Source organism: Parasphingorhabdus sp., from assembly GCF_036964565.1.
In the GTDB taxonomy this organism is placed as follows: domain Bacteria; phylum Pseudomonadota; class Alphaproteobacteria; order Sphingomonadales; family Sphingomonadaceae; genus Parasphingorhabdus.
This window is the reverse complement of sequence record NZ_JBALTN010000001.1, coordinates 99,498-123,163: the sequence shown is the minus strand read 5'-3', so window position 1 is coordinate 123,163 and position 23,666 is coordinate 99,498. Positions and strand designations below refer to the sequence as shown.

The following is a 23,666-nucleotide window of genomic DNA, read 5'->3' as shown; positions in this document are numbered from 1 at the left end:
GAGCCATCAACTTTCCGGTTCTGCCACTTCCGCCTTGGGGGGCATCCGCAAATAGGCGCGTTCGGCATCCCTGAGGTCGAAATGGACGACCCCGCGCCCGAGCAGGCGGTTGACCCCATCCATCCGCGCAAAATTAAGCAGGGCCGCCGATGCCGTTTCGTCACCTTCCGGCAGGGCAAGCGTCTCGCCGCTGTCAAATTCCAGGTCCCAGCGCCGGTTGCCGATCCATGTCGCGCCGGTGACCATCGGGCGCAGCGCCGGCGCAACGTCGAGCAGTTCGTCGAGCTCGGTAAACTTCAAATTGGCCTTCTTGCCGACTATAACCGGCAGGTCGGGGATTTCCTCGCGGGCAATTTCTTCCAATGGGAAACCGGTCTTGTCGATCAGCGACAGCCTGCCCTGATTCTGCCAGACCGCCACCGGCTCTCGTTCGACGATGTCGACCACCAGAGTGTCGGGCAGCCGACGCGAGATTCTGGCGTCCTTGATCCAGCCATTGGACAAGAGGTCTTCGCGCACTTCGTCAATGTCCACCAGCAGCATCGAGCGATCTTTTTGCGCCAGAGTGATCTCGTAAACCTTCAGCTCGTCGATCCGGTTGACACCAGTGACCTCGACCCGCTTCACTTCAAATCCCGCCTTGCCGACCGCCGCCGCGACCTCGGACTTGATGCGGTCGTTGATGCCCGAATAATAGGAGACGCTGTAGGCGCCAAGAATGAAGACACCGACCAGCCCCCAAGTCAGCCCTTTCTGGACCTGCGCCTCTGTCACCGGCATCGCGCGCAAGATCCTGTCGAACACGGAGACCTGCCGGACCGTGCGCGTTGGTTGCTTGCGGGGCTTGCCCCTGGTCTGCCGACTGGTGCTTTTCCGGGTGGCTGTCATAGCGCTTCTCTCACGATTATCTCGACCAGCTCTTCATAGCTGATCCCCATTTTCCGGGCCTGTTCCGGGACCAGACTGAGCGGGGTCATGCCGGGCTGGGTGTTGGTTTCGAGCACAAACAGGCCGGCGGCGCCCTGCTCGTCATCCCAGCGAAAATCGGTTCGCGACGTGCCCTTGCAGCCGAGTATCCGGTGCGCGCGCAGGGCATAGTCGAGACACAGCGCCTCGATATTCTCCGGGATCTGGGCCGGGCAGACGTGCTCGGTCAGACCTTCGGAGTATTTGGCGTCATAATCATAGAAGCCCTGCGCGGTTTTCAGTTCGGTCACGCACAGCGCCTTGTCGCCGAGCACGGCGGTTGTCAGCTCCCGGCCACGGATGAATGGCTCGGCCAGCAGTTCCTCAAACTCCTGCCAGGGACCGACCGCATCATGGCTGATCGGATTGCCGTAATTGCTGTCATCGGTGACGATCGCGACCCCGACCGACGATCCCTCATTGACCGGTTTCAGAACGTAGGGGCGAGGCAGCGGGTCCGCCTCGTAGAGGCTGGCGCTGGAGACAATCTTGCCCTTTGGCATCGGAATGCCGGCGGGGACCAGTTGCTGCTTGGTCAGCTCCTTGTCGATCGCGATCACCGATGTCGCAAGTCCGCTGTGGGTATAAGGAATCTGCATCAGGTCGAGCATGCCCTGGACGCTGCCGTCTTCACCCGGTACGCCGTGGAGCGCGTTGAACACGACATCGGGACGGATGCCATCAAGCACCAGAGCAATATTGCGGTCCATGTCGACGCGGCTGACCTTGTGGCCGTTCTTCTCCAGCGCATCGGCGACGCCCTTGCCGCTGGTCAGCGAGACCTCGCGCTCGGCCGACCAGCCGCCCATCAGGACCGCGACGTGGAGTTTCTTTTTGATCGTGGCGGTCAAATCGCCTCTCCTACTCGCTGGATTTCCCATTGCAGTTCGACGCCGGCGTGGGCCTTGACCCGCTTGCGCACCTCTTCACCCAAGGCTTCGATGTCCGCCGAGGTGGCACCGCCAAGGTTGATCAGGAAATTGCAGTGCTTTTCCGAGACCTGCGCCTGGCCGACCTGCAAGCCGCGGCAACCGGCCTCGTCGACCAGCTGCCAGGCCTTCTTGCCTTCCGGGTTCTTGTAGGTGGAGCCACCGGTCTTGGTGCGCAGCGGCTGGGAAGCCTCGCGCTCTTCGGCGATGCGCTTCATTTCCGCGCCGATGGTGGCGGGATCTCCGCTTTCTCCCACGAAGGTTGCGCTGACGACGATCGATCCTTCGGGAAGGTCGGAATGGCGATAGGTATAGCCGAGATCGGCGAGCGGGAGAGTCACCCGGTTGCCGTTGCGCAGCACCACATCCGCGCTTTCGAGAATGTTGCAGACTTCGCGGCCATAGGCGCCGGCGTTCATCCGGACGGCGCCGCCTATCGTGCCGGGAATGCCGCGCAGGAATTCCATACCGGCGATGCCCTGGTCGCGGGCCTTGCTGGCAACCGATATGCCTGGCGCCCCTGCCCCGCAGCAGATTTGCAGGCCATCGGTCTCGATGCCGGCAAAGGCCTTGCCCAGCCGCACCACCACGCCGCGAATTCCGCCGTCACGGATGATCAGGTTGGAGCCGAGGCCCAGGGGCCAAACCGCAATGGCAGGATCGAGATCACGGAGAAACTGCTGGAGATCGTCGATATCTTTTGGCTCGAACAGCCATTGAGCGGGTCCCCCGGTCTTGAACCAGACGAGCGGCGCCAGCGGCGCGCTTTCGGTCAGCTTTCCGCGTGTGTCGGGCATGGTGGCGACCGCGTTCATTGCGTCGCCCCCGACAGATACCGGAAGGAAAATCCGTTAGCACTGAGCTTGTAGAAGTGCGTTTCGCGACGATAGGCGTCCTTCGACAGGCTCAGGACTAACGGAAACAGGCTCATGCCTGACGGAAAGCGGCTCATTTGCGCGCCTCCTTTATCCCATCCGCGAGTCCGGCGGCCCATTTGGTGATATCACCGGCACCAAGGCAAATGATCATGTCCTTGGGCTGGGCAATGCTGGCCAGCCGCTCGGCCAGCGCGCGTTCGTCCGCCACGGTTTCCGCCTGGCGATGGCCGCGCACCTTCAGCCCCTCGACAAGGGCCTCGCTGTTGATGCCCTCGATCGGATCCTCGCCAGCGACGTAGACCGGCGTGGCAAAGACCATGTCGGCATCGTTGAAGGCACCCTGGAATTCCTCCATATGATCGCGCAGCCGGGTGAATCGATGCGGCTGAACCACCGCAATGACGCGGCCCTCAGCGCCTTCGCGCGCGGCGGACAGCACGGCCTGGATCTCGACCGGGTGATGGCCATAATCGTCGATGATGGTCACGCCGTCGACTTCACCGACCTTGGTGAAGCGGCGCTTGACCCCGCCGAAATGATCGAAGCCCTTGGCGATCTTGTCGTCGCCGATCCCCATTTCCAGACCGACCGCAACCGCGGCGATCGCGTTCTGGACATTGTGGCGGCCAGGCATGGGCAGTTCGATCCCGGTGATGGTCCGGACATTGCCGTCGCGGTCACGGATCGCGACATCGAAACGATTGCCGCCGGGGATCGGCGTGACGTTGACACCCTTGACATCGGCCTGGGCGGAAAAGCCGTAGGTGATGATCCGGCGGTCGCGGATGCGGGGCAGGATCGCCTGCACCTCGGGATGGTCGATGCACAGGATCGCCGCGCCGTAAAAAGGGACATTCTCGATGAACTCGACAAAGCTGTCCTTGATCTTGTCGAAGCTGCCATAATGGTCGAGATGTTCGGCATCGATATTGGTGACCACGGCGATGGTGCCGTCGAGCCGCAGGAAGCTGCCGTCGCTTTCGTCGGCCTCGATCACCATCCACTCGCCGGCGCCGAGGCGGGCGTTGGAGCCATATTGGTTGATGATGCCGCCGTTGATCACGGTCGGATCAATGCCGCCAGCGTCCAGCATCGCCGCGACCATGGATGTGGTGGTGGTCTTGCCATGGGTACCGGCAATGGCGATCGTCGATTTCAGCCGCATCAGCTCGGCAAGCATCTCGGCGCGGCGGACCAGCGGTATGCGATTGGCCAGCGCGGCTTCCACTTCCGGGTTGCCGCGCTTGACGGCGGTCGACGTTACCACCACGGCGGCACCATCGACATTCTCGGGATTGTGGCCGATCTTGACGTCGATACCCTTGGCGCGCAGGCCTTCGACCACGTAGCTTTCGGCGATATCGCTGCCCTGCACCTTGTAGCCGAGATTGTGCATCACCTCGGCAATGCCGGACATGCCGATGCCGCCGATACCGACGAAATGAATGGTGCCAATATCCGTTCCGACAGCCTTCACCGTGCAACATCCTTGGCCAGGGCTTCCTTGCGAGACGACAGCGGGTTCGGCATTTCCCTCTCGACCTTCATCGTCGTTCCGAGCGGGGAGGTCCCGAAGCTTTCGACCAGGTCGGCGAGATCATTGACCGCTTCGGGGCGTCCGCATTTTGCCGCGCAGCGCGCGGCATTTTCCAGCGCGCCGGGCTGCAGTGCCATTTTCTGCATCTGCTTGGCCAGCTCCTTGGCAGTGAAACGCGACTGGGCGATCGAACGCGCGCCGCCGGATGCGACCATTTCCTTCACATTATAGGTCTGATGATCGTCCATCGCGCTCGGCAAGGGAACCAGGATCGCGGGACGACCGGCGGTGGTCAGCTCGGCAATGGTGGAGGCACCGGCGCGACCGATGACAAGATGAGCCCAGCCCAGCCGTTCGGGCAGGTCAGGGAGATAGGTGGCCAGCTCCGCAGGGATACCATGTTCGGCATATTTCTCGCGAACCCGCCCGATATCATCCTCGCGACATTGCTGGGTGATCTGGAGGCGGCGGCGCAAATGGACCGGCAGCATCGCCATCGCATCCGGTACCACATCGGAGAGAATCGAAGCGCCCTGGCTGCCGCCGGTAACCAGCACCCGGAAAATGCCTTCCTCGGACAGCGGTGGATATGGTTCGTCGCGCAGCGCCACCACCTGCTCGCGCACCGGGTTGCCGACGAGATGAACCTTTTCCTGGTATTTCGGCTTGATCCTGAGGACGTCGGGATAAGCGGTTGCGATGGCATTGACCGTACGCGCGGCGAGCCGGTTGACCCGGCCCAGCACCGCATTTTGCTCGTGCACGATCGTCGGAACGTCGCGGGTGTTTGCAGCGAGCAGCGCCGGATAGGCGGGGTAGCCGCCGAACCCGACCACAGCCGAGGGCTGGAATGTCTCGTAAAGCTGCATTGCCATCCGCCGGCCCTTGAGAATGGCGCGCAGTCCGCCCGGCCAGCTGCGGGGGTCCTTCGTAATGCGTCCGGCGGGCAGGACATGGACCTGCCCTTCGTCGACCATTCCCGGAATTTTCGCGCCGCGCTCGTCGGTGATCAGCGCCACCCGGTGCCCGCGCAAAACCAGTTGCTTTGCCAGTGCATAGGCAGGAATCATGTGGCCGCCGGTGCCGCCGGCTGCCAGCACATAATGTTTCGAAAAACTCATACCGCTATCCGTCCTCGCTCGGGCCAGGCCGAGACATATTGTGAGCGGTCAAGATACGGGTTCCGACGGGTAAATGCGAGCAAAAGTCCGATGCCGATGCAAAGCGCCAGGATCGAGGAGCCGCCGTAGCTGATCAGCGGCAGGGTCATGCCCTTTGAAGGGAACAGCTGCAGATTGACGGCCATGTTGATCAGCGCCTGGCCACCGAACTGTGCGGTCAGGCCAGCGACCGCGAGGATGATGAAATTGTCTTCCTCGTCGAGCAAGCGGAGGAATACGCGGACGATGATCGCCAGATACACCAGTGCGATCGCCATGCAGGCCAGCAGGCCGAATTCTTCGCCGATGACCGACAGGATATAATCGGTATGCGCCTCGGGAAGCTTGAACTTGGCGGTGCCGAGGCCCGGTCCCGTGCCCAGCAGTCCGCCCCCGGTCAACGCCTTGTGCGCGAACATCACCTGATCATATTCACCGCCGCCGAACAGCCATGCGTTGATCCGCTGGGTCGCCACGGGATAGAGGAAATAGGCTCCGACCAGCCCACCGACGCCCAAGGTGCCGATTGCCGCGATCAGCCGCGCCGACAGGCCTGAGACCGTCATCACCGCGAACCAGATGCCGCAGATCAGAATGGTCTCACCGAGATTGGGCTGCATCATCATCAATATGGCGATGATGCCGGTCAGGATGACGGACAGCGAGATCACCGGCAGGCCCGGATCCTTGACCCGGAGCGACAGCAGCCAGGCCAGAGCGACTGCATAGAGCGGCTTGAGAAACTCGCCCGGCTGGATCGTAGCGAAGCCGTAGCCGATCCAGCGCTGGGCGCCGTTCACCGACTTGCCGAAAACCGGCACCAGAAACAGCAGCACGAACGCCGCCAGCGCGGCGAGAATGGCAAAGCGCCGCGCCTGCTCCTTCGGAAGCATGGAGATCACCAGCATCACCGGAATGCCGACTATCACCCAGCCCAGCTGGCGATAGAAATAATAGAGCGGATCGATCGTCACCGCTGCGGTACTTTGCTTCAGGGCGGTCACCGGTGACGCCGCTGCCACCGCGATCAGCCCGATGGCGACCAGCGTCAGGATCAGCCCCAGCAGGACGCGGTCAAGTTCCCAGAACCAGATGGCCAGTGGCGAACGATCGCTGCGCCCCAGGCGGGACTGCAGATGAAAGCGCTTCTTTTTCAGGCCAACGGCGATTTCGGGAAGCGGCCGATCCGTATCTCCATTTTGTCGAGGTGCACTCATCCTGTTGCCTCCGCCCCTTCCGTTCCGATCATGCCGCTTTCGATCACCGATTGGACCGCACAGCGAAAGCAGTTGCCGCGCGCCTCGAAGTCACGAAACTGGTCGAACGAGGCACAGGCCGGAGATAACAGGATCACCTCGCTAGGCCTGGCATTGGCGGCAGCGCGTTGCACCGCGGTCAGGATCATTTCGCAGGGCTCAACCGGAACATGGTCGGCCAGCAATTGGCCGAACAGCGGACCGGCTTCGCCAATCGTATAGGCGCGCACGACATTCTGGTAAAACGGCTCGCACTCGGCAAGGCTGTCACTCTTCGGCAACCCGCCCAGGATCCAGTGAATTTTCGGATAGGCACCGAGCGCCGGGCCGGTCGAGGCAGGGTTGGTCGCCTTGCTGTCATTGACGAACAGCACGCCGCCGGATTCGGCAACGCGTTCCATACGGTGCGGCAGGCCGGTGAAGGATTCCAGCGCCGGTCGCCACTGCGCTTCGGCAATGCCCAGCGCCTCGACCACCGCGACCGCCGCTATGGCGTTCTGCAGATTGTGCGGCCCCTGCAACGACGGCCAGTCCGGCTGCCCGGCGATATTGCGGGAAGCCGTATCAACTATGCCTTCCACCCGTGCGAGATCGAGAAGGCCCTGCAGCGCCAACCGGGATTTGTCGTCGGCGCTGGCGAAGATTGCCGTATGGTGCGCCCCGAGCATGTCGAACAGGCGCGCCTTGGATGCGGCATAGCCGTCAAAATCATCATATCGATCGAGGTGGTCGGGGCTGATATTGAGCAAGAGGGCGACGTCGCAATCGAGGCTTTCGGTCAGGTCAATCTGATAGCTTGACAGTTCCAGCACATAGACACCGCCCGCGGGCAACGGTTCCTGCGACAGGATGGGCAACCCGATATTCCCGCCCATCACCGCAGGTACGCCAGCGCTAATCAGGATGTGGTGGACCAGCGCCGTGGTCGTGGACTTGCCGTTGGTACCGGTAATGCCGACGACCCGGTGTGGCGGCAGAGCCGACCGGGCCCTCGCAAAGAGCTCGATGTCGCCGACAATCGGCACGCCATCCAGCCTGGCCTTTTGCGAAATCGGATGGGTATTCAGCGGTACGCCGGGCGACACGACGATTGCGTCATAACCGGACAGGTCCGATTCGAGCGGATCAGCGATCAGCGCCTTGTCGGCCACGCTGTCGCGCAGTTCCTCGCGATTGTCCCACGCGAGCAATTCAGCGCCGCTCGCATGGAGGCTTTCCAGCACCGCCATGCCGGACCGGGCCAGTCCGAGGATGGCATAGCGCTTTCCGGCAAAGGCGGGGGAGACGATCATCTGAGCTTCAGCGTCGCGAGGCCGGCGAGAGCGAGCACCAGGCTGATGATCCAGAAACGGATCACGATGGTCGATTCCGACCAGCCCAGCTGTTCGAAATGGTGGTGGATCGGCGCCATGCGGAACACCCGGCGACCGGTGCGCTTGAAGAAGAACACCTGGACGATGACCGATACCGCTTCGAGCACGAACAGACCGCCGACCAGCGCCAGCACGATTTCATGATGGATGGAGACGGCGATCGCGCCGAGAGCGCCGCCAAGCGCAAGGCTGCCGGTATCACCCATGAAGACCGCCGCCGGCGGCGCGTTGAACCACAGGAAGGCGAGGCAGGCACCGATCACGCAGGCGCAGAAGATGGCCAGTTCGCCGGCGCCGCGCACAAACGGGATACCGAGATATTCGGAGAAGACGGCGTTGCCCGACAGGTAGACGAGCACCAGGAAGGTCGCGCTGGCGATCACCACCGGCATGGTGGCAAGCCCGTCGAGGCCGTCGGTCAGATTGACGGCGTTGCCGGCACCGACGATCACGAACATCGCGAACGGGATATAGAAATAGCCCAAGTCTATCTGGACATCGTTGAAAAACGGCACGTAGAGGCTGGTCCCGATTTGCTGGACAATCAGCCAGGTGGCAAAGCCGGCGACGGCAAATTCCAGCAGCAGCCGGACCCGGCCCGGGACGCCCTTGTGGCTGGCTTTGCGGACCTTGTCATAATCATCCATGAAGCCGATCGCGCCAAAGCCCAGCGTGACGAAAATGCAGGCCCAGACGAAAATATTGCTGAGATCCATCCACAGCAGCAGAGAGGTGACGACCGAAAACAGGATCATCAGGCCCCCCATCGTTGGCGTGCCCGCCTTTTTCAGGTGGGTGATCGGTCCGTCCTCGCGGATCGGCTGTCCCTTGCCCTGCCGCATCCGCAGCATGTTGATGAACCGGGGGCCGATCAGCAGACCAATGAAAAGAGATGTCGATACCGCAGCGCCCGAGCGAAAGCTCAGGTACCGAAACACGTTGAATATACCTTCGAATTCAAGCCATTGGGCCAGTAAATAGAACATCAATACTCCCCGCTTACCAGCGCGGATACCGCGGAGGAAAGCCCCAGATAATTTGAACCCTTGACCAGTAGACGATCCCCGTCGCTGAGCAGTTTTGCGACCTCGGTCAGCGCCTCCGAAGCATTGTTCGCATGTGTCATTTTCACGCCGCGATCAAGACCCTGTTCCAGTTTCGCGGCAGTATGTGTCATATCGTCGCCGACCAAGATGATGACTTCCGCACCGGACGCGAGGATGTCATCGGCCAAGGCGGCGTGATATTGGGCAGATTGCTCGCCCAGCTCCCCCATCGCACCCAGCAGCAAGATCTTGCGACCGGCATTTTGTCCGCCGGAGAATTGCTGCAAGGTCGCCTTCATCGATGCTGGATTGGCGTTGTAGCTTTCGTCGATAACCATCGCCTTGCCGCCGGATTTCAGCGATATCAGGTGACGGCGGCCGCGACCGTCAATGCCGCTCATTTCCGCAAGCGCAAGGCCGGCAGAGGCAAAATCACCGCCAACCGCGCGCACGGCGGCGAGAATGGCCAGCGCATTGGACACCCAGTGCTGGCCCGCTTCGGCGATCGTGAAGCAGAGACTTTGATCGCCGAGCCGCGCGGTGACCAGCGAGCCTCCCCCCGGGGCCGAGACAACGTCGACCGCGCGCACATCGGCGCCGGCTTCAAACCCGAAGGACAGCACATGTGCGGCGTATCGCTCTGCCTTTTTCCTCAGCCGGCTGAAATGAGGGCTGTCGTGAGGGATGACCGCCGTTCCACCCGGCATCAATCCTTCGAAAATTTCCGCCTTTGCGTCCGCTATACCAGCCTCGCCGGTCGCAAAATTGCCGATATGGGCCGGCGCAATCGTGGTGATGATGGCCGCATGCGGCCGCACCAGGCGGGTCAAGGCCGACAGTTCATGGGCGTGATTCATGCCCATCTCGAAAATACCATATTGTGTGTCCGCCGCCATGCGCGATAGGCTGAGCGGCACGCCGACATGATTGTTGTAGCTTTTGACCGACCGGTGCGCCTTGCCGAAGGAGCAACGATCAAGGGCGGCGAACAGGGCTTCCTTCGTCCCTGTCTTGCCGGCAGATCCCGTCACTCCTACGATTTTGGCATCGGTCCGCGAACGCGAGGCGGCGGCCAGTGCATCCAGCGCCTTGGCGGTATCGGCAACCAGAATATGCGGCCCCTCGACCGGCTGGCTGACAATCGCGCCGGATGCGCCGGATGCGAAGGCCTGGTCGACGTGCAGATGACCATCGCTATGCTCCCCCTTCAGGGCGACGAACAGGTCTCCGGGACCGATCTCGCGCGAGTCAAAAGCCACGCCCTGAACCGTGAAGGCAGCGCTTGGCTTGCCGTCCGTTGCCTCCGCAATCGCGGCGGATGTCCACAGGGCGCTCATGACGTCTGGGCTCCGGCACATTCGCGCGCCACTTCCACATCATCAAAGGGGATCACCCGGTCGCCAACAATCTGCCCCTGTTCATGGCCTTTGCCGGCGAGCAGCACGATATCCTGTGGTCCGGCCATTTCGATCGCCTGGGTGATGGCGGCGCGCCTGTCGCCGACGTCATCGGCACCGGTCGCACCCGCCATGATTTCCGAACGGATCACGGCCGGATCCTCGCTGCGCGGATTGTCATCGGTGACGATCACATGATCGGACATTTCCACAGCAATCTGGCCCATTTCGGGCCGCTTGCCCTTGTCCCGGTCGCCGCCCGCTCCAAACAGCGTGATCAGGCGGCCGGTCACATGGGGTCGCAAGGCTGCAATCGCCGCGCGCAGCGCCTCGGGGGTATGGGCATAATCGACATAGACCGGGGCACCCGCTCGGGTGATGACCGCGCGCTCCATGCGCCCGCGGACCGGCTGCACCCGCTGCATGTGATCGAATATGGCGTCCAACTTGCCGCCGGTGGCAAGGACAATGGCGGCCGCGCAGAGGATATTGGCAGCCTGATAGGCACCAATCAACGGCAGCGAGATGCGGCGGGTGTTGCCTTGCGCCTCGACCATCAGGGTCTGGCCGAGATGCGTCGGGGTCTGCGAAACAAGCCGCAACGTGGTTCCCTTCTCTCCGACGGTGAACAGTTCCAGTCCCCGGTCCCTGGCCCGCTCGATCGCCTTTGCCGACCACGGATCATCATCAGCCCAGATCACGGCTATGCCATCACCGACAACCACCTCGTCGAACAGCCGCATCTTGGCCTCGAAATAGCTGTCCATGTCGCCATGATAATCGAGATGGTCGCGACTGAGATTGGTGAACACCCCGACCTGGACCGGGAGTCCCTCGGTGCGATATTGCGACAGCCCATGGCTGGACGCCTCGAAGATGGCGTGACTTACCCCTTCCCGCGCAAGGCCGGACATATTGGAGAGAAAGGTGACTATATCGGGTGTCGTCAGTCCGGTCTTCACCTGCTCGTCGGCGGTGGTAACTCCCAGTGTCCCGATGGAAGCGCTGTTGTGACCATCCATTCGCCAGAGCTGGCGGGTGAGCTCGGCAATCGAGGTCTTGCCGTTGGTGCCGGTGACGGCTGCGACATGCGCGGGCGTGGGCGTGAAATAGCGCGCCGCCATCTGGGCAAACAGCTGCCGGGGTTCCTCGTCGACAATATGCACGACGCCTTCGACGCGCGCCTCCGGACGCGCGACAATCGCTATCGCTCCGGCAGCGACAGCGGCCTCGATATAGTCTTCGGCGTTGAACCTTGCACCGCGAAAGGCGCCAAAAATATTGCCTGGCGCTATCTTGCGGTGATCAATCGCGAACCCGGTGACGTTTTGCTCTCCTGCGGTGCCATCGAGGCCGGGTACGAAGCTATTCAGACGCATGATACTACTCTTCAGTCCCGGATGGTGGTTTCCACAGCAGCGGCGTCAGTTCCGAGACGTCGACATCGCGATGTTCGTCAGGGATGACGCCCAACATCGGCCCTACACGGGTAACCACCTTGCTGACAACCGGAGCGGCAGTCCAGCCGGCGGTGCGCTGAAACGAGGTTTCAGCAGTGCCCTTGGGTTCGTCCAGCATTGCGATCAGGACGAAGCGCGGATTGTCCATCGGGAATGCGGCCGCAAAGGTCGAAACCAGCGAGGTCTTGTTGTAGCCGCCTTCCGATGGCTTTTCTGCTGAACCGGTCTTGCCGCCGATCCGGAACCCCGGTGCATCGGCCTTGCGGCCGGTCCCGTCCGCCACGATCATCCGCAGCAACTGGCGCATCCGGGCGCTGGTCGCGGCCTTGAACACCCGGCGGCCCTTGGCTTCCTTGCCGGGCTCGACCTTCAACAGGGTCGCCGGCCGCCAGATACCGCCGTTGACGAGCGCCGCATAGGCGCTGGCCAGATGCAGCGGAGTTACGGCGATGCCATGACCGTAGGCAACGGTCATGTTGGTAACCCGTCCCCAGTTGCGTGGCCAGAGCGGCTTGCCACGCTCGAACAGCTCGATATGCGGCCGTTCGTCAAATCCTAGCCGGCGGAACATATGCTCCATCGCTTCCTTGCCAAGATTGTCGGCGATCCGGGCGGTGACGATATTGGAACTGTGGACCAGCGTCTCCGGCACGTTCAGATACCGACCCTGGCTGTGATCGTCCTTGATCGTGAAGCCGCCAATCTTGATCGGCTCCATTGCATTGTAGCGGACCGCCAGATCGGTGACCGTGCCGGCATCGAGCGCCGCAGCGATGGTCAGCGGCTTGAACGTCGAACCCAGTTCGAACACGCTCTGGGTCACCTCGTTATTCTGGTGTTTCATCGAATCCCGGCGGATCTTGTTGGGATCGAACATCGGCAGCGAAGCGAGTGCCATGACTTCGCCGGTCTCCACGTCCAGTATGATCCCGGCGGCGCCGCGCGCCTCAGTCATCAGCATGGCGCTCTGCAGTTCGCTTTCCAAGGCGGACTGGACACGGCTGTCGATCGACAGCATCGCGGGCGTCCCCCGCAGGCTGCGGTCGCCGAGGCGATTGTTCAGCGCCCGTTCCATGCCCATCACCCCGTCGCCATCGGCATTGACATAGCCAAGCACATGCGCCGCGAGTTCGCGCTGCGGATAGAGGCGCTCATTCTCGCGGGGAAACTCGATTCCGATCTCACCCAGTGCATGGATTTGCTTGACCTCTTCGGGCAGCGCCCGGCGCCGGAGGTAGGTGGGGCTGGACCCGTTCAGCTTTGCCAGAAATTGCGCGGCGCTGGTATCGGGAAAGATCTGGGCAAGCTGTCGTGCGAGCACGTCCTTGTCGCCGAGCAGCCGGGCCGGGACGACGCGGACGGCATAGCCGCGCATCGTGCGCGCCAGAGGGACACCGTTGCGATCGACAATATCGCCGCGCGGTGGAATGAACGCACTGCTCGAAGCGCGATAGGGTGCGGCGTCTTCCAGAATGGTCAGGCTGATCAACCGCCCGATGATGATCGTGAATGCCGCAAGAAAGACCAGCAGCAGGATCATCAGCCGGAAATGCGCGCTGGCAGCGATTTCCTTGGCTTTTCCCGAAAACTGCACCTTCTTGCTGTTGGCCAGAAGGGTCGTCATTCGGACATGCTCCCGATTTTTTCTGCGATCGCCCGCCGACCCAGATCGCGAACCAAGCCATCATCGAGCAGCTTCTCCTCGAGATGGGCGACCCGCGTGGTTCGCGCCTGCGCCGCAGGGCCTGACGCGGCTTCGCTATATTCGCCCTTGCTGCCGATCGCGCTGCCGTCCGGGTTGCGGTCCTGCGCCTTGGCGGTGCCGAAGACAGATCCGATAATGCCTGCCGGCTTGATGCCATCCATGGAACTGATCACCGCCACCTGGACCGGCTTGCGCAAGTCCTTGCCACCAAGATTGGCGAGCGCGCGTTCGCCATCGAGATATTGCGAAGCCTGTGGCGATGCGTAGCCGAATTCGAGCTTGTTCCATTCTTCCAGCTGTCGCAGGTTGGCGCGGGCGCTGAACTCTGTTTCCAGATAGCGAATGTCCTTCTTGATCTCCACGATCTTGTGATCGGTACGCGCAAGATCGCTGCGCAACGTCGCGACGCTGAGCGACAGCGGATAAAGCAAAATCGCCACCAGAAAAACCAGGGCGAGCCATCCAATTCCTTCGAGGCGCTTGACGGCCAGCTTCACTGCTCGCCACCGCCGCTGGGCGCATCGGTACGCACCGCTGATCTGAGGGTGGCGGAGCGGGCTCGGGGATTAAGAGCCTGCTCCGCCCCGGCCGGACGCACCGCTTTGGCTGGTTTATGAAAGGTGGGTGCCGGCCGTGTCTGGTTAACCTGGGGTAGATGGCGCGACCCGCCGGACTTCTGTCCGCTACGGTCACGCAGGAAATTCTTGACGATGCGATCTTCGAGGCTGTGAAAGGTCACCACCGCCAGACGGCCACCGGGCTGCAGCAGTTTTTCTGCGGCAGCGAGGCCGTCCTCGAGTTCGCCCAGTTCGCGATTGATATGGATGCGGATCGCCTGGAAGGTTCGGGTCGCCGGATCCTTCTTGTCGCCAGCGCGATAGCCGAGCGCCTTGCGGACCACCTGGGCGAGCTCGGATGTGCGGGTCAGCGGACGCGCTTCCACGATCGCCTTGGCGATGCGCCGCGACCGGCGTTCCTCGCCATAGCGATAGATGACGTCCGCGATCATCTCTTCCTCGGCTTCGTTGAGGAAGTCGGCAGCACTCTCGCCGTCGCGGGCCATGCGCATGTCCAGCGGACCGTCCTTCTGGAAGGAAAAGCCGCGCTCGGCCTGGTCCAGCTGCATCGAGGACACGCCGATATCCAGCGTGACGCCGTCGATATCCGCGTCCGCGAGGATTTCGGCCATCTCCGAATAGCGGGCGTGATGCAGGCTGAGCTGACCATCGGATGCCTCGACCATCGGCAGTCCGTCCGCGATTGCATCGGGATCCTGATCAAAGGCATGCACCTTTGCACCTGCCTTGAGCATGGCGGCGGTATAGCCGCCAGCACCAAACGTGCCATCGACATGCGTCTCGCCGGGGGCAATGGCGAGCGCAACGATCACTTCATCGAGCAAGACCGGGACGTGACGGGCGGCTGTTGCGGGGGTCATTTCGCTTTGCCTCCGATCTTCTGTCCGGCTTCCTTCAGATGATGTTCAACCAGCCGGCGATCGACGGGGACGTCGTCGGTGGTGTCGAGGAGGGTCTGGGGATTCCACAGGCAGAAGGTGGTACCGATGCCGTGAAACAGGACATTGCCGTCAAGATTGCCGATTTCCCGCAGTTGCGGCGGCAGGATGAAGCGGCCGCTGGCATCGAAGCTGAGATCCTGAAGCGAGGAGAATTTGCGTGCGCCGGCGGCATCCTTGTCAAACGAGTCGCCACGCGCAATCGCCGCTTCCCATTGCCTGTCTATTTCGGTGAGCATGTCGGCCTTGCGGCTGAGGCCAAAGCCGACCAGGCAGTCCCATTTTTCGTGCGTGCCGAGGCAGAGGGTACGGCCGTCGCTGCTTTCGATCAGGTTCTTGCGCAGGAATGCAGGCACCGACAGCCGACCCTTGTCGTCTATCGCCGCTATCGCAGAGCCTGAATATGCATATGCGCCTGACACAGCGAGAACCCCTCATCCGGACCGGGCAACACTCTCCCCGTTTCAAAGGCGCGCTTTCCAGCGCCCCTCCGAAAACAGAATCCCGGACAGGAAGAATACCCCGATAACAAATCCGGGTTATCAGGGGACGGTCGGGGATGGAAGGGGATATTAGGGGATATTACGGGTCAGGAAGATTAACCTGTTGAAATTGTGTCATTATAATTTCGCCTCGCTTGAGGCTCTTCTCGAGACACGAGCGCTTAATGTCTGAAAATGCCGGAAATATCCTCATTCGCCCGCTTCCCCGCTCTGCCGCTGGCCGCGGATCAGCGAATCCATGAAGCGAATTGCGCCACTTTGCGCTGGAATGCGTCGGGCCTCTTCCGGCCACAGGGCGGCATCCAGAAAATCCGCATCCGCCACGATGATGGCCCGCCCCTTGCCGACGGAACAGTGAGCGAGGAAGCCGGTTTCGTGAAAAGTGCAGCGCACATCCGCCCTGCTGCCGCCAGCTATCGGCGCGAGCGCGCCGGGCACGCGAGTGATAAAGCTATATTGGTCCATTCGGACAGGCTCGACCAGCGCACCCGCGTCGGCGGTTCCAGTCAGCTCCACGCCCCAGTGATCGAGGAGCGGCGACAGCAGACCACCGGCCAGCGGTCGGCGAGGATCGGCGAAAGGCAATGCGCTCGGCCAGGCAAGGTCGGGGTCGGTCAGGATGATGACATCGCCGCCAGCGCCGACCCAGGCATCAAGGTCCGCCAGATCGGCTGGCGCCATCGCGCGCGGCTGGGCGAGGATCAGCCTGTCCGGATCCTGTTCGGCCAGCTTTTCGAGACTGTCGATGGCGACCATGTCATATTGCTGCTGCCAGTAGCGGTAAACCGGCGCGGGCTCCGTCTCTCCCGAGAGAACGGATTGCATCGACGCCCCCTCCCCCCAAACCAGCGGCAGGCTGGTCATCAGCTGGACCCGGAGGCGGTCCGCAGGCGGCGCGGCCGGACTGTCGGCAGCGGAACATTGCGTCAGCGACAACTGGGTCAGCAGCGCCAAAAAAATCGTCTGCCCAAGGTTCGGCAAACTAGCGCCGCTCCCGGTCCATCGGCGCATCCAGATTGGGATCAGGCCTAAGGTCGGGGACGGTCTGTCCCGGCAGGTTCGTTGCCGGCTTCTGGCCCTCGGGACTGCCGCTATCCTTTGCGGGTGCCGGCGTAATGCCCAGTTCGGCAAGCGGCTCGGCAGGCTTTTCCTCCGGATTGCTGACCATTGGCGGAGCAATATCCGTGCCCTTGGCCTGCATTTCCTCGACCACGGTCTTCTCGTCGCTGGCCCGCTGGATCACGAAATTGGCGATGCTGACCAGCAGCAGCACGGCGGCAAGGCCGATCACGCCGACCTGAATCCGCTGCATCGTGTCCTGGCGACCGGAACTCTGGTTCTTTCTATCCATTCTGGTCAAGCCACGGGAAGACCGGCAGCCCTTTCTCCCTGAGCCAGGCGGCGTTGTAGAGCGACGACAGATAGCGGAAACCGGTGTCGCACAGGATCGTGACGACCCGGCTGCCCGGTCCCAATTCCTTGCCGAGCGCGATTGCGCCGGCGACATTGATGCCCGAGGACAGGCCGAGACACAGGCCTTCGTCCATCAGCAGCCGCTCGACCCAGGCCAGGCCCTGCTCGTCGGAAATCCGGTACTGCTTGTCGATCGGCGCGTCTTCCAGATTGCCGGTGATCCGGCCCTGGCCGATGCCCTCGGCAACGCTGTTGCCCTCCGACTTGAGCTCGCCATGAGCATAATATTCGTAGAGCGCGGCGCCGTGCGGGTCGGACAGCGCGATCGTTACCTTCTCGCTCTTTGCCTTGAGGCCCATACCGACCCCGGCCAGGGTGCCGCCGGTGCCGACGGCGCAAGTAAAGCCGTCGATCCGCCCGTCCATCTGTTGCCAGATTTCTTCGGCCGTCGTCTCAATATGGGCGCGGCGGTTGGCGACATTGTCGAACTGGTTGGCCCATACGGCGCCTTCAGTCTCTTCGGCGATCCGGCGCGACTGGTGGACGAAATGGCACTGGCTGGAATAAGGTGCGGCCGGCACGGTGATCAGCTCGGCGCCGAGCGCGCGCAGCGTGTCCATTTTCTCGCGGCTCTGCGTTTCCGGCATGACGATGGTCGATTTATAGCCCTTGGCGTTGGCGACCAGCGCGATGCCGATCCCGGTATTGCCGGCGGTACCCTCGACAATGCGTCCGCCCGGTTTGAGCAGGCCCCGGTCCTCGGCATCCTGGATGATGTAGAGCGCGGCGCGGTCCTTGACCGACGCACCCGGATTGGCAAATTCGCATTTGCCGTAAATGTCGCAACCGGCGGCCTCGCTCGGGCCGGAAAGGCGGACGAGCGGGGTGTTGCCGATCAGATCGAGGCTGTTCGCTATGATAGTCATAGCCATTTAATAGGCACGCCAGCGGGGCACCGCAAGCAGCGCTTGCTTGTCGGTCGGAAAGCAGGACTTTTTCGAGCGAGGGTCACACAGGGTCACACCCCCTATTGGAAACATTTCCTTGGCGCCTGCAAAAGGCAGTGTCCGCCATTTTTGCAACAGCACAGGCGAGGAGAGGAAGAGCGTTCATACCAACAGAATACACCGCCTGCGCCTCTGTAGGAAAGCGGTTTGTTGCTCCTCCCCGCCGTATCCAGCAGCAGCCAGCGCGACCCGAAGCCGGGTCAGGACACTTGTCTGCTGCCGGTTGGAACCCATCGCCGGGGAAAGACCCCCAACCACGGAGAAAAATATTATAAGCAGAATAATGTAGCAATGGCCTGACCGGTTGACGGTGCGACCCTGGTGATGAGCGAACGGGCGGGTATCGAGATCGACTGTTGCCCGATCTGTCGCGGCGTATGGCTTGATCGCGGCGAACTGGACAAGATCATCGAGCGCAGCGAACAGGCCGCACCTCCGGCGCCGCCGAGCCGGCCCGAGCGCGATCCCCGCGGATATGGCGACGACCGCGGCCGCCCTTATGAAGGCTCCGGCTATCCGCCCCGCAAGCGAAAGAAATCCTTTCTCGAGGAACTGTTCGACTAGGCAAGCACGGGCCATTGGCCCCAGGAAAAACTATTCTGATGGACTGATGGCGGGACCGCAGGCTTTAGCGCAGGTGCCCGGCACCTTCTCTACGCGTTCAGATCAAATTTCTCGGGCACGATTTTTGACAATATTCGTGCGCAGCCTTCATTGTTGCGCTGGAAACAGTCGTGCGCCTTCATGGCTTCATAATGGGCGACCAGCGACGGCCAGCGCTCCTTGTCCGGCAAGCCGGCGAGCAGGTCGGTCTGGGCGATCTGGCAGGCGACCGAAATATCAGCAATGGTAATTGTGTCGCCGACAAAATGCGCGCGGCCGTCCAGACAGGTCTCCAGATAATCCCACAGCGGCGGCAGTTTCTCGTTCCAGGTCCGGCGCGCCGTCTCGAGATCCGGCTCCTTGCGCTGGAACAGGTTGAACAGGATCGGTCGGAACAGGCCCATGCCACCGGCCATCGCGAGTCCGGTATCGGCATATTCCTCCAGCCATAGCGCACGGCCATGGTCGAATGCATCGGTAGGATAGACGGCGGGATCCGGCTGCTTCTTCTCAAGATAGCCGCAGATTGCCGAACTGTCGGTGATCGTGCCATCCGGTCCCTCTTCGGCGATTGCCGTGACCCGCAGCGAAGGGATGCGGCCGAGGGGGCTGATCGCCTTGTACCAGTCCGGCATCTTCATGACGCTGACCTCCTCGCAGTCATAGTCCAGCCCCTTGAGCGCCATTACCGCCTCGACCTTGCGCTGGAAGGGGGACAAGGGCGAGCCGTAGAGGATATAGGGGGCGGTCATGGGGTTCTCCTGATGTTTGGACGGTTCATGCCGGATTGGCTGGGGATTGGGAAGCCCTGTCCTGATGGAGAAGGGGAAGGAAGACTTTCTCGCGCAAAGACGAAAAGGCGCGCTGTAATTGCCTTCTCCCGTGAGGGAGAAGGATGCGCAGACTTGGCAGCTTGCTGCCTAGTCGCAGCTGGATGAGGGTGTTCTGTCCTCTGAAGCGCAGAACACCCTCATCCAACGCCGCCTAGCTTCGTTCCTCAGCAAGGCTCTGTATCCTTCTCCCTCACGGGAGAAGGGGTTGTCCTCAACCATATTCGATTCCAACCGCATCCGCCGCTTTCTTGGCAAGTGCGCGCGCCGCATCGGTATCGACTCCTGTAACCAGCACGACCGCCATCCTCCGCCACTCTCTGGTCACCGGCTTGCCGAATATCCGGACGTCCACTTCCGCGCCCTCGCTGCCGAGCGCCAGGGCATCATCGATGCCGGTAAAGGCAAAATTGTCGCTGTCGCGGTTCGCCAGGATCACCGCGCTGGCGCTGGCAGGGGCGGTCAGCGTGAGATGAGGAACCGGCATGCCCATGATGGCGCGGGCGTGCAGGTCGAATTCGCTCAGGTTCTGGCCGATCAGCGTGACCATGCCGGTGTCATGCGGCCGCGGGCTGAGTTCGGAGAAGATCACCTCGCCCTGTTTCGTGACGAAAAACTCGACGCCGAACAGCCCCCAGCCCTTGCCGGCGCCGGCGAGATTTTCGACGACCTTGCGCGCCATCTCCTGCGCCGCGGACAGCGCCGCATCGGTCATCGCGGCGGGCTGCCAGCTTTCCTGATAGTCGCCGCGTTCCTGCCGGTGGCCGATCGGCGGACAGAAGAGGATGCCGTCGCGGGTGCGGACGGTGAGCAGCGTGATCTCGTAATCGAAGTCGATATATTGCTCGACGATCACCCGCGCCCGGTCGCCGCGCATATTGGCGACGGCGTAGGTCCAGGCGGCTTCCAGATCGGCTTCGCTGTCGACCTTGCTCTGGCCCTTGCCGGACGAGGACATCACCGGCTTGATCACCAGCGGCAGGCCGATGTCAGCGGCAGCGCTGGCGACCTGTTCGAAACTCTCGGCATAATGATAGCGCGACGTGGTCAGGCCCAGTTCCTGTGCCGCAACATCGCGGATCGCATCGCGATTCATCGTCAGCTGGGTCGCGCGCGCCGACGGAACGACATGATAGCCTTCGGCCTCCATATCCGCCAATATTTCGGTGCGGATCGCCTCGACCTCGGGCACGATCAGGTCGGGCCGATGCTTTTCGATCGCCGCGCGCAGGCGGTCGCCATCGAGCATCGAGAAGGTCTCGCTGGCATCGGCCACCTGCATCGCCGGCGCGTGATCATAGGAATCGCAGGCGATCACATAAGCGCCCAGCCGCTTGGCGGAAATGGTGAATTCGCGGCCGAGCTCTCCGGAGCCGAGCAGGAGGATGGTCTTGGTGAAGGTCATGGCACCGTTATGTTGGGATTGATCGACAGGCGCAAGTGCAATTGCCCTCTCCAGCATGGGAGAATGTAGCAGGGATTTGACGCGCGAAGGCTCGAAGGTCAACAGGTGCATCCCTCGGCCCATTTGTGCAGCCAGAAGAAATCAGCGGGAAGATGAAAGGGGAAAACCTTCTCCCGCGCGGGAGAAGGATACAGAGCCTTATGAGCGAAGCGAATTAGGCGGCGTTGGATGAGGGCGTTCTGCGCTTCAGATTACAGAACACCCTCATCCAGCTACGACTAGGCAGCAAGCTGCCAAGTCTGCGCATCCTTCTCCCTCACGGGAGAAGGGAAGCTCTCCCTCGCCTGCAATCACCCTCTCTTCCGTATGTTCACCCTATTTGCAGCAAAATTTGCCCAGTTCGACGACTCTTCCGGATTCAGGGATTGATATATCATTACATTTTCTCTATCGAGCCGTCAGTTCTCCCTCCTGTACAGAAGAGTCAGTCCCCTATGTCGCACAGAAGATTCCTTGTTTCCGCTGCCATTCTCGCCCTGCCCGTGTCCCCTGCCCTCGCGCAAGAGGTCAGACAACCGGCGGAACGGGCTGAACGCGGACTCACCGATGATTTCCACAAGGATGACATGATCGTCGTCACCGCCCCCTATGTCGACCAGCTCGACATATTGGCCGGAACCTCGGTGCTGTCCGGCGACGATCTGGCGGAAGACCTGCGCGGCCAGATTGGCGACAGCCTGACCGGTCTGCCGGGCGTGTCGTCCACCTCCTTCTCCCCGGGATCGTCGCGCCCGGTACTGCGCGGGTTTCAGGGCCCGCGCGTGAAGGTGCTGACCGACGGTATCGGCTCACTCGACGCCTCGAACACCTCGGTCGATCACGCGGTGACGATCGACCCGCTGACCGCACAGCGCGTTGAAGTGCTGCGCGGGCCGGCAGTGCTGCTGTTCGGTGGCGACGCAATCGGCGGTGCGGTGAACGTGATCGACAAGCGCATCCCGCGCGATATTCCCGATGACCTGGTTCATCTCGACGCAATTAGCGGCTATGGCAGCGCGGCCGACGACTGGAGCATCGCCGGATCGGTCGATGTGCCGGTCACGCCGAAGCTGGTATTTCATGTCGACGGCAGTTTCCGGGACACCGATGATGTCCGGGTGCCGGGCTATGTCCTGTCCCCTGCCCTGCGCGCCGAAGTGCTAGCCGCAGCAGCGGAAGAGGCCGAGGAAGGCCATGAGGACGAGGCCGCCGAACTGACCGAGACCGCCAATCTCAGCGGCCGGGTTCCCAATACCGCCAGCCGGACGGAAACCGCGGGTGCCGGCATTGCCTATATCGATGACGGCGGCAATCTCGGCTTTTCGGTCAGCTATTATGACACCGACTACGGTGTTCCGGCCCGGCCCGGCAGCGGTCATGCGCATGGCGAGGAGGGCGAGGCAGAAGAGGAAGGCGAAGAGGAAGGACCGGTCACCATCGGGCTCAAGCAGGTGCGGGCCGATCTGCGCGGCGGCGTCAACATGGGCGGCTTTTTCGAGGCGCTGAACTTCCGTGCCGGCTATTCCGACTATGAGCATACCGAGTTCGAGGGCGACGAGATCGGCACGGTCTTTTCCGTGTCGGGGATCGAGGCAAGGGCCGAACTGGTGCAGGCCGACCATGATGGCTGGCGGGGCGTCATCGGCACGCAGGTGCTGGTGCGCGACTTCAACGCCATTGGCGCGGAAGCATTCGTGCCGAAGAACAGCCTGGAAAGCTGGGCGCTGTTCGCCGTGCAGGAAGTCGATCTGGGGAATTGGGAAGCAGAGGGCGCGGTGCGTTTCGAGCAAACCGACATTTCTGCCAATCTGGTCAATTTCGATCGCAGCTTCAACGCCGTTTCCGGCGCCATCGGACTGGCCTATGCGCCCGATGATTCCGCGTTCAAGCTGGGCGGCAACCTGTCCCGGTCGGAACGCGCGCCGTCGGCCGAGGAACTTCTGTCGAACGGGCCGCATATCGCCACCCAAGCCTTCGAGATCGGCAATCCCAACTTCACGACCGAGAAAAGCTGGGGCGGCGAGCTCTATGCACGCTGGGACAGCGACGATGTGCAGCTGAGCGCCACCGTCTATGCCAATCTGTTCAATGATTATATTTTCGAGGCGGAAACCGGGGCCGAGGAGGACGGATTGCCGGTCTTCCAGTATTTCCAGCGCGATGCGACCTATTACGGGTTCGAAGCCTCGGCGTCGGTCGTATTCGCCCGCGCCGGCGGCTTTGACTTCATCGCCGACGGGGTCGCCGATTATGTCCGCGCCAAGATCGACAATGGCGGCGGACCGGTTCCCCGGATCCCGCCGCTGCGGCTGCTTGGCGGGCTGAAGGCGCACAGCGATACGCTCGACCTGCGCGCCGAAGTGGAATGGTCGGACAGCCAGAATCGAGTCGCCGCCTTTGAAACGCCGAGCGAGGGTTTCACGATGGTCAACGCGACCACCGCCTGGCGGCCATTCGGCAAGGACGGCAATATTACCCTGCTCGCCTCGGCCAACAATATCTTCGACGTCAATGCCCGTCGTCATGCCTCGTTCACTAAAGACTATGTACCGCTGTCCGGACGTGATATTCGCGTAAGTGCAAAGTTCAGTTTTTAGGATATTTTGAAATGCAGAAAATTACCGTAGCAATCCTGATTTCCTC

At 62.1% G+C, this 23,666-nt stretch carries 22 protein-coding genes; 2 read left to right on the top strand and 20 right to left on the bottom strand.

The features are described 5' to 3' along the window. Nucleotides 1-6: 6 nt before the first annotated feature. From V7650_RS00560 to V7650_RS00475, 18 genes are all read right to left on the bottom strand, one after another. Entirely contained in the window at nucleotides 7-888 is an 882-nt protein-coding gene (locus tag V7650_RS00560; RefSeq protein WP_335654291.1) for a cell division protein FtsQ/DivIB, read from the bottom strand. Further along, on the bottom strand, nucleotides 885-1,847 hold the full coding sequence (locus V7650_RS00555) for a D-alanine--D-alanine ligase (protein WP_335654290.1): 963 nt from the start codon (nucleotides 1,845-1,847) through the stop codon (nucleotides 885-887). The genes V7650_RS00560 and V7650_RS00555 overlap by 4 nt, the downstream gene beginning before the upstream one ends. Then, nucleotides 1,814-2,710 carry a UDP-N-acetylmuramate dehydrogenase gene (gene murB, locus V7650_RS00550; RefSeq protein ID WP_335654289.1) on the bottom strand — a complete coding sequence of 299 codons (897 nt, stop codon included), beginning with the start codon at nucleotides 2,708-2,710 and terminating at the stop codon, nucleotides 1,814-1,816. Before murB ends, V7650_RS00555 begins: the two co-directional genes overlap by 34 nt. Then, nucleotides 2,707-2,847: a hypothetical protein gene (locus V7650_RS00545; protein WP_335654288.1), complete on the bottom strand. Its 141-nt coding sequence runs from the start codon at nucleotides 2,845-2,847 to the stop codon at nucleotides 2,707-2,709. Before V7650_RS00545 ends, murB begins: the two co-directional genes overlap by 4 nt. Then, complete coding sequence (murC, locus tag V7650_RS00540) at nucleotides 2,844-4,250, bottom strand: UDP-N-acetylmuramate--L-alanine ligase (protein WP_335654287.1); 1,407 nt, start codon at nucleotides 4,248-4,250, stop codon at nucleotides 2,844-2,846. Before murC ends, V7650_RS00545 begins: the two co-directional genes overlap by 4 nt. Continuing rightward, nucleotides 4,247-5,431 (bottom strand): undecaprenyldiphospho-muramoylpentapeptide beta-N-acetylglucosaminyltransferase, encoded by a 1,185-nt coding sequence (gene murG, locus V7650_RS00535; protein ID WP_335654286.1) that lies wholly within the window; start codon nucleotides 5,429-5,431, stop codon nucleotides 4,247-4,249. Before murG ends, murC begins: the two co-directional genes overlap by 4 nt. Beyond that, on the bottom strand, nucleotides 5,428-6,687 hold the full coding sequence (locus V7650_RS00530; protein ID WP_335654285.1) for a peptidoglycan glycosyltransferase FtsW: 1,260 nt from the start codon (nucleotides 6,685-6,687) through the stop codon (nucleotides 5,428-5,430). The genes murG and V7650_RS00530 overlap by 4 nt, the downstream gene beginning before the upstream one ends. After that, nucleotides 6,684-8,018 carry a UDP-N-acetylmuramoyl-L-alanine--D-glutamate ligase gene (gene murD / locus V7650_RS00525; RefSeq protein ID WP_335654284.1) on the bottom strand — a complete coding sequence of 445 codons (1,335 nt, stop codon included), beginning with the start codon at nucleotides 8,016-8,018 and terminating at the stop codon, nucleotides 6,684-6,686. Before murD ends, V7650_RS00530 begins: the two co-directional genes overlap by 4 nt. Next, nucleotides 8,015-9,085: a phospho-N-acetylmuramoyl-pentapeptide-transferase gene (gene mraY / locus V7650_RS00520; protein WP_335654283.1), complete on the bottom strand. Its 1,071-nt coding sequence runs from the start codon at nucleotides 9,083-9,085 to the stop codon at nucleotides 8,015-8,017. The genes murD and mraY overlap by 4 nt, the downstream gene beginning before the upstream one ends. Continuing rightward, on the bottom strand, nucleotides 9,085-10,482 hold the full coding sequence (locus tag V7650_RS00515) for a UDP-N-acetylmuramoyl-tripeptide--D-alanyl-D-alanine ligase (RefSeq protein ID WP_335654282.1): 1,398 nt from the start codon (nucleotides 10,480-10,482) through the stop codon (nucleotides 9,085-9,087). The genes mraY and V7650_RS00515 overlap by 1 nt, the downstream gene beginning before the upstream one ends. Then, complete coding sequence (locus tag V7650_RS00510) at nucleotides 10,479-11,921, bottom strand: UDP-N-acetylmuramoyl-L-alanyl-D-glutamate--2,6-diaminopimelate ligase (protein WP_335654281.1); 1,443 nt, start codon at nucleotides 11,919-11,921, stop codon at nucleotides 10,479-10,481. The genes V7650_RS00515 and V7650_RS00510 overlap by 4 nt, the downstream gene beginning before the upstream one ends. A 4-nt stretch (nucleotides 11,922-11,925) precedes the next feature. Continuing rightward, the gene (locus V7650_RS00505) at nucleotides 11,926-13,626 is read right to left on the bottom strand and encodes a peptidoglycan D,D-transpeptidase FtsI family protein (protein ID WP_335654280.1); all 1,701 of its coding nucleotides are present in this window, start codon (nucleotides 13,624-13,626) and stop codon (nucleotides 11,926-11,928) included. Next, nucleotides 13,623-14,204, bottom strand: a complete 582-nt coding sequence (locus V7650_RS00500) for a colicin transporter (RefSeq protein ID WP_335654279.1) — start codon at nucleotides 14,202-14,204, stop codon at nucleotides 13,623-13,625. Before V7650_RS00500 ends, V7650_RS00505 begins: the two co-directional genes overlap by 4 nt. Then, entirely contained in the window at nucleotides 14,201-15,145 is a 945-nt protein-coding gene (gene rsmH, locus V7650_RS00495; RefSeq protein WP_335654278.1) for a 16S rRNA (cytosine(1402)-N(4))-methyltransferase RsmH, read from the bottom strand. Before rsmH ends, V7650_RS00500 begins: the two co-directional genes overlap by 4 nt. Further along, nucleotides 15,142-15,645: a division/cell wall cluster transcriptional repressor MraZ gene (locus V7650_RS00490; protein WP_335654277.1), complete on the bottom strand. Its 504-nt coding sequence runs from the start codon at nucleotides 15,643-15,645 to the stop codon at nucleotides 15,142-15,144. Before V7650_RS00490 ends, rsmH begins: the two co-directional genes overlap by 4 nt. Nucleotides 15,646-15,915: 270 nt before the next feature. Beyond that, nucleotides 15,916-16,680, bottom strand: coding sequence for a Gldg family protein (locus V7650_RS00485; RefSeq protein ID WP_335654276.1), 765 nt, complete (start codon nucleotides 16,678-16,680; stop codon nucleotides 15,916-15,918). A gap of 28 nt (nucleotides 16,681-16,708) precedes the next feature. Further along, nucleotides 16,709-17,077: a hypothetical protein gene (locus tag V7650_RS00480; protein ID WP_335654275.1), complete on the bottom strand. Its 369-nt coding sequence runs from the start codon at nucleotides 17,075-17,077 to the stop codon at nucleotides 16,709-16,711. Beyond that, nucleotides 17,070-18,065 carry a cysteine synthase A gene (locus V7650_RS00475; protein ID WP_335654557.1) on the bottom strand — a complete coding sequence of 332 codons (996 nt, stop codon included), beginning with the start codon at nucleotides 18,063-18,065 and terminating at the stop codon, nucleotides 17,070-17,072. The genes V7650_RS00480 and V7650_RS00475 overlap by 8 nt, the downstream gene beginning before the upstream one ends. Before the next feature lie 405 nt (nucleotides 18,066-18,470). On the opposite strand from V7650_RS00475, the gene V7650_RS00470 reads away from it, so the two are divergent. Next, nucleotides 18,471-18,710 (top strand): TFIIB-type zinc ribbon-containing protein, encoded by a 240-nt coding sequence (locus V7650_RS00470; RefSeq protein WP_442955240.1) that lies wholly within the window; start codon nucleotides 18,471-18,473, stop codon nucleotides 18,708-18,710. Nucleotides 18,711-18,799: 89 nt separating this feature from the next. Here V7650_RS00470 and V7650_RS00465 read toward each other — a convergent pair whose 3' ends face one another. Both V7650_RS00465 and purT read right to left on the bottom strand, forming a co-directional pair. Beyond that, the gene (locus V7650_RS00465; protein WP_335654274.1) at nucleotides 18,800-19,501 is read right to left on the bottom strand and encodes a glutathione S-transferase family protein; all 702 of its coding nucleotides are present in this window, start codon (nucleotides 19,499-19,501) and stop codon (nucleotides 18,800-18,802) included. Nucleotides 19,502-19,793: 292 nt separating this feature from the next. Continuing rightward, the gene (purT, locus tag V7650_RS00460; RefSeq protein WP_335654273.1) at nucleotides 19,794-20,984 is read right to left on the bottom strand and encodes a formate-dependent phosphoribosylglycinamide formyltransferase; all 1,191 of its coding nucleotides are present in this window, start codon (nucleotides 20,982-20,984) and stop codon (nucleotides 19,794-19,796) included. Nucleotides 20,985-21,478: 494 nt separating this feature from the next. Between purT and V7650_RS00455 the strand changes: the two genes are divergently transcribed. Continuing rightward, a complete protein-coding gene (locus V7650_RS00455; RefSeq protein ID WP_335654272.1) occupies nucleotides 21,479-23,620 on the top strand; it encodes a TonB-dependent receptor in 2,142 nt (713 codons plus the stop codon). Nucleotides 23,621-23,666 lie beyond the last annotated feature (46 nt).

What these genes read in the sequence shown, in the direction of transcription:
- V7650_RS00555 (WP_335654290.1), bottom strand. Translation starts at nt 1,847, where the DNA reads ATGGGAAATCCAGCGAGTAGGAGAGGCGATTTGACCGCCACGATCAAA.
- rsmH (WP_335654278.1), bottom strand. Translation starts at nt 15,145, where the DNA reads ATGACCCCCGCAACAGCCGCCCGTCACGTCCCGGTCTTGCTCGATGAA.
- mraY (WP_335654283.1), bottom strand. Translation starts at nt 9,085, where the DNA reads ATGTTCTATTTACTGGCCCAATGGCTTGAATTCGAAGGTATATTCAAC.
- V7650_RS00455 (WP_335654272.1), top strand. Translation starts at nt 21,479, where the DNA reads ATGTCGCACAGAAGATTCCTTGTTTCCGCTGCCATTCTCGCCCTGCCC.
- V7650_RS00545 (WP_335654288.1), bottom strand. Translation starts at nt 2,847, where the DNA reads ATGAGCCGCTTTCCGTCAGGCATGAGCCTGTTTCCGTTAGTCCTGAGC.
- V7650_RS00475 (WP_335654557.1), bottom strand. Translation starts at nt 18,065, where the DNA reads ATGACTATCATAGCGAACAGCCTCGATCTGATCGGCAACACCCCGCTC.
- purT (WP_335654273.1), bottom strand. Translation starts at nt 20,984, where the DNA reads ATGACCTTCACCAAGACCATCCTCCTGCTCGGCTCCGGAGAGCTCGGC.
- V7650_RS00560 (WP_335654291.1), bottom strand. Translation starts at nt 888, where the DNA reads ATGACAGCCACCCGGAAAAGCACCAGTCGGCAGACCAGGGGCAAGCCC.
- murB (WP_335654289.1), bottom strand. Translation starts at nt 2,710, where the DNA reads ATGAACGCGGTCGCCACCATGCCCGACACACGCGGAAAGCTGACCGAA.
- V7650_RS00465 (WP_335654274.1), bottom strand. Translation starts at nt 19,501, where the DNA reads ATGACCGCCCCCTATATCCTCTACGGCTCGCCCTTGTCCCCCTTCCAG.
- murG (WP_335654286.1), bottom strand. Translation starts at nt 5,431, where the DNA reads ATGAGTTTTTCGAAACATTATGTGCTGGCAGCCGGCGGCACCGGCGGC.
- V7650_RS00470 (WP_442955240.1), top strand. Translation starts at nt 18,471, where the DNA reads ATGAGCGAACGGGCGGGTATCGAGATCGACTGTTGCCCGATCTGTCGC.
- V7650_RS00530 (WP_335654285.1), bottom strand. Translation starts at nt 6,687, where the DNA reads ATGAGTGCACCTCGACAAAATGGAGATACGGATCGGCCGCTTCCCGAA.
- V7650_RS00510 (WP_335654281.1), bottom strand. Translation starts at nt 11,921, where the DNA reads ATGCGTCTGAATAGCTTCGTACCCGGCCTCGATGGCACCGCAGGAGAG.
- V7650_RS00505 (WP_335654280.1), bottom strand. Translation starts at nt 13,626, where the DNA reads ATGACGACCCTTCTGGCCAACAGCAAGAAGGTGCAGTTTTCGGGAAAA.
- murD (WP_335654284.1), bottom strand. Translation starts at nt 8,018, where the DNA reads ATGATCGTCTCCCCCGCCTTTGCCGGAAAGCGCTATGCCATCCTCGGA.
- V7650_RS00480 (WP_335654275.1), bottom strand. Translation starts at nt 17,077, where the DNA reads ATGGATAGAAAGAACCAGAGTTCCGGTCGCCAGGACACGATGCAGCGG.
- V7650_RS00515 (WP_335654282.1), bottom strand. Translation starts at nt 10,482, where the DNA reads ATGAGCGCCCTGTGGACATCCGCCGCGATTGCGGAGGCAACGGACGGC.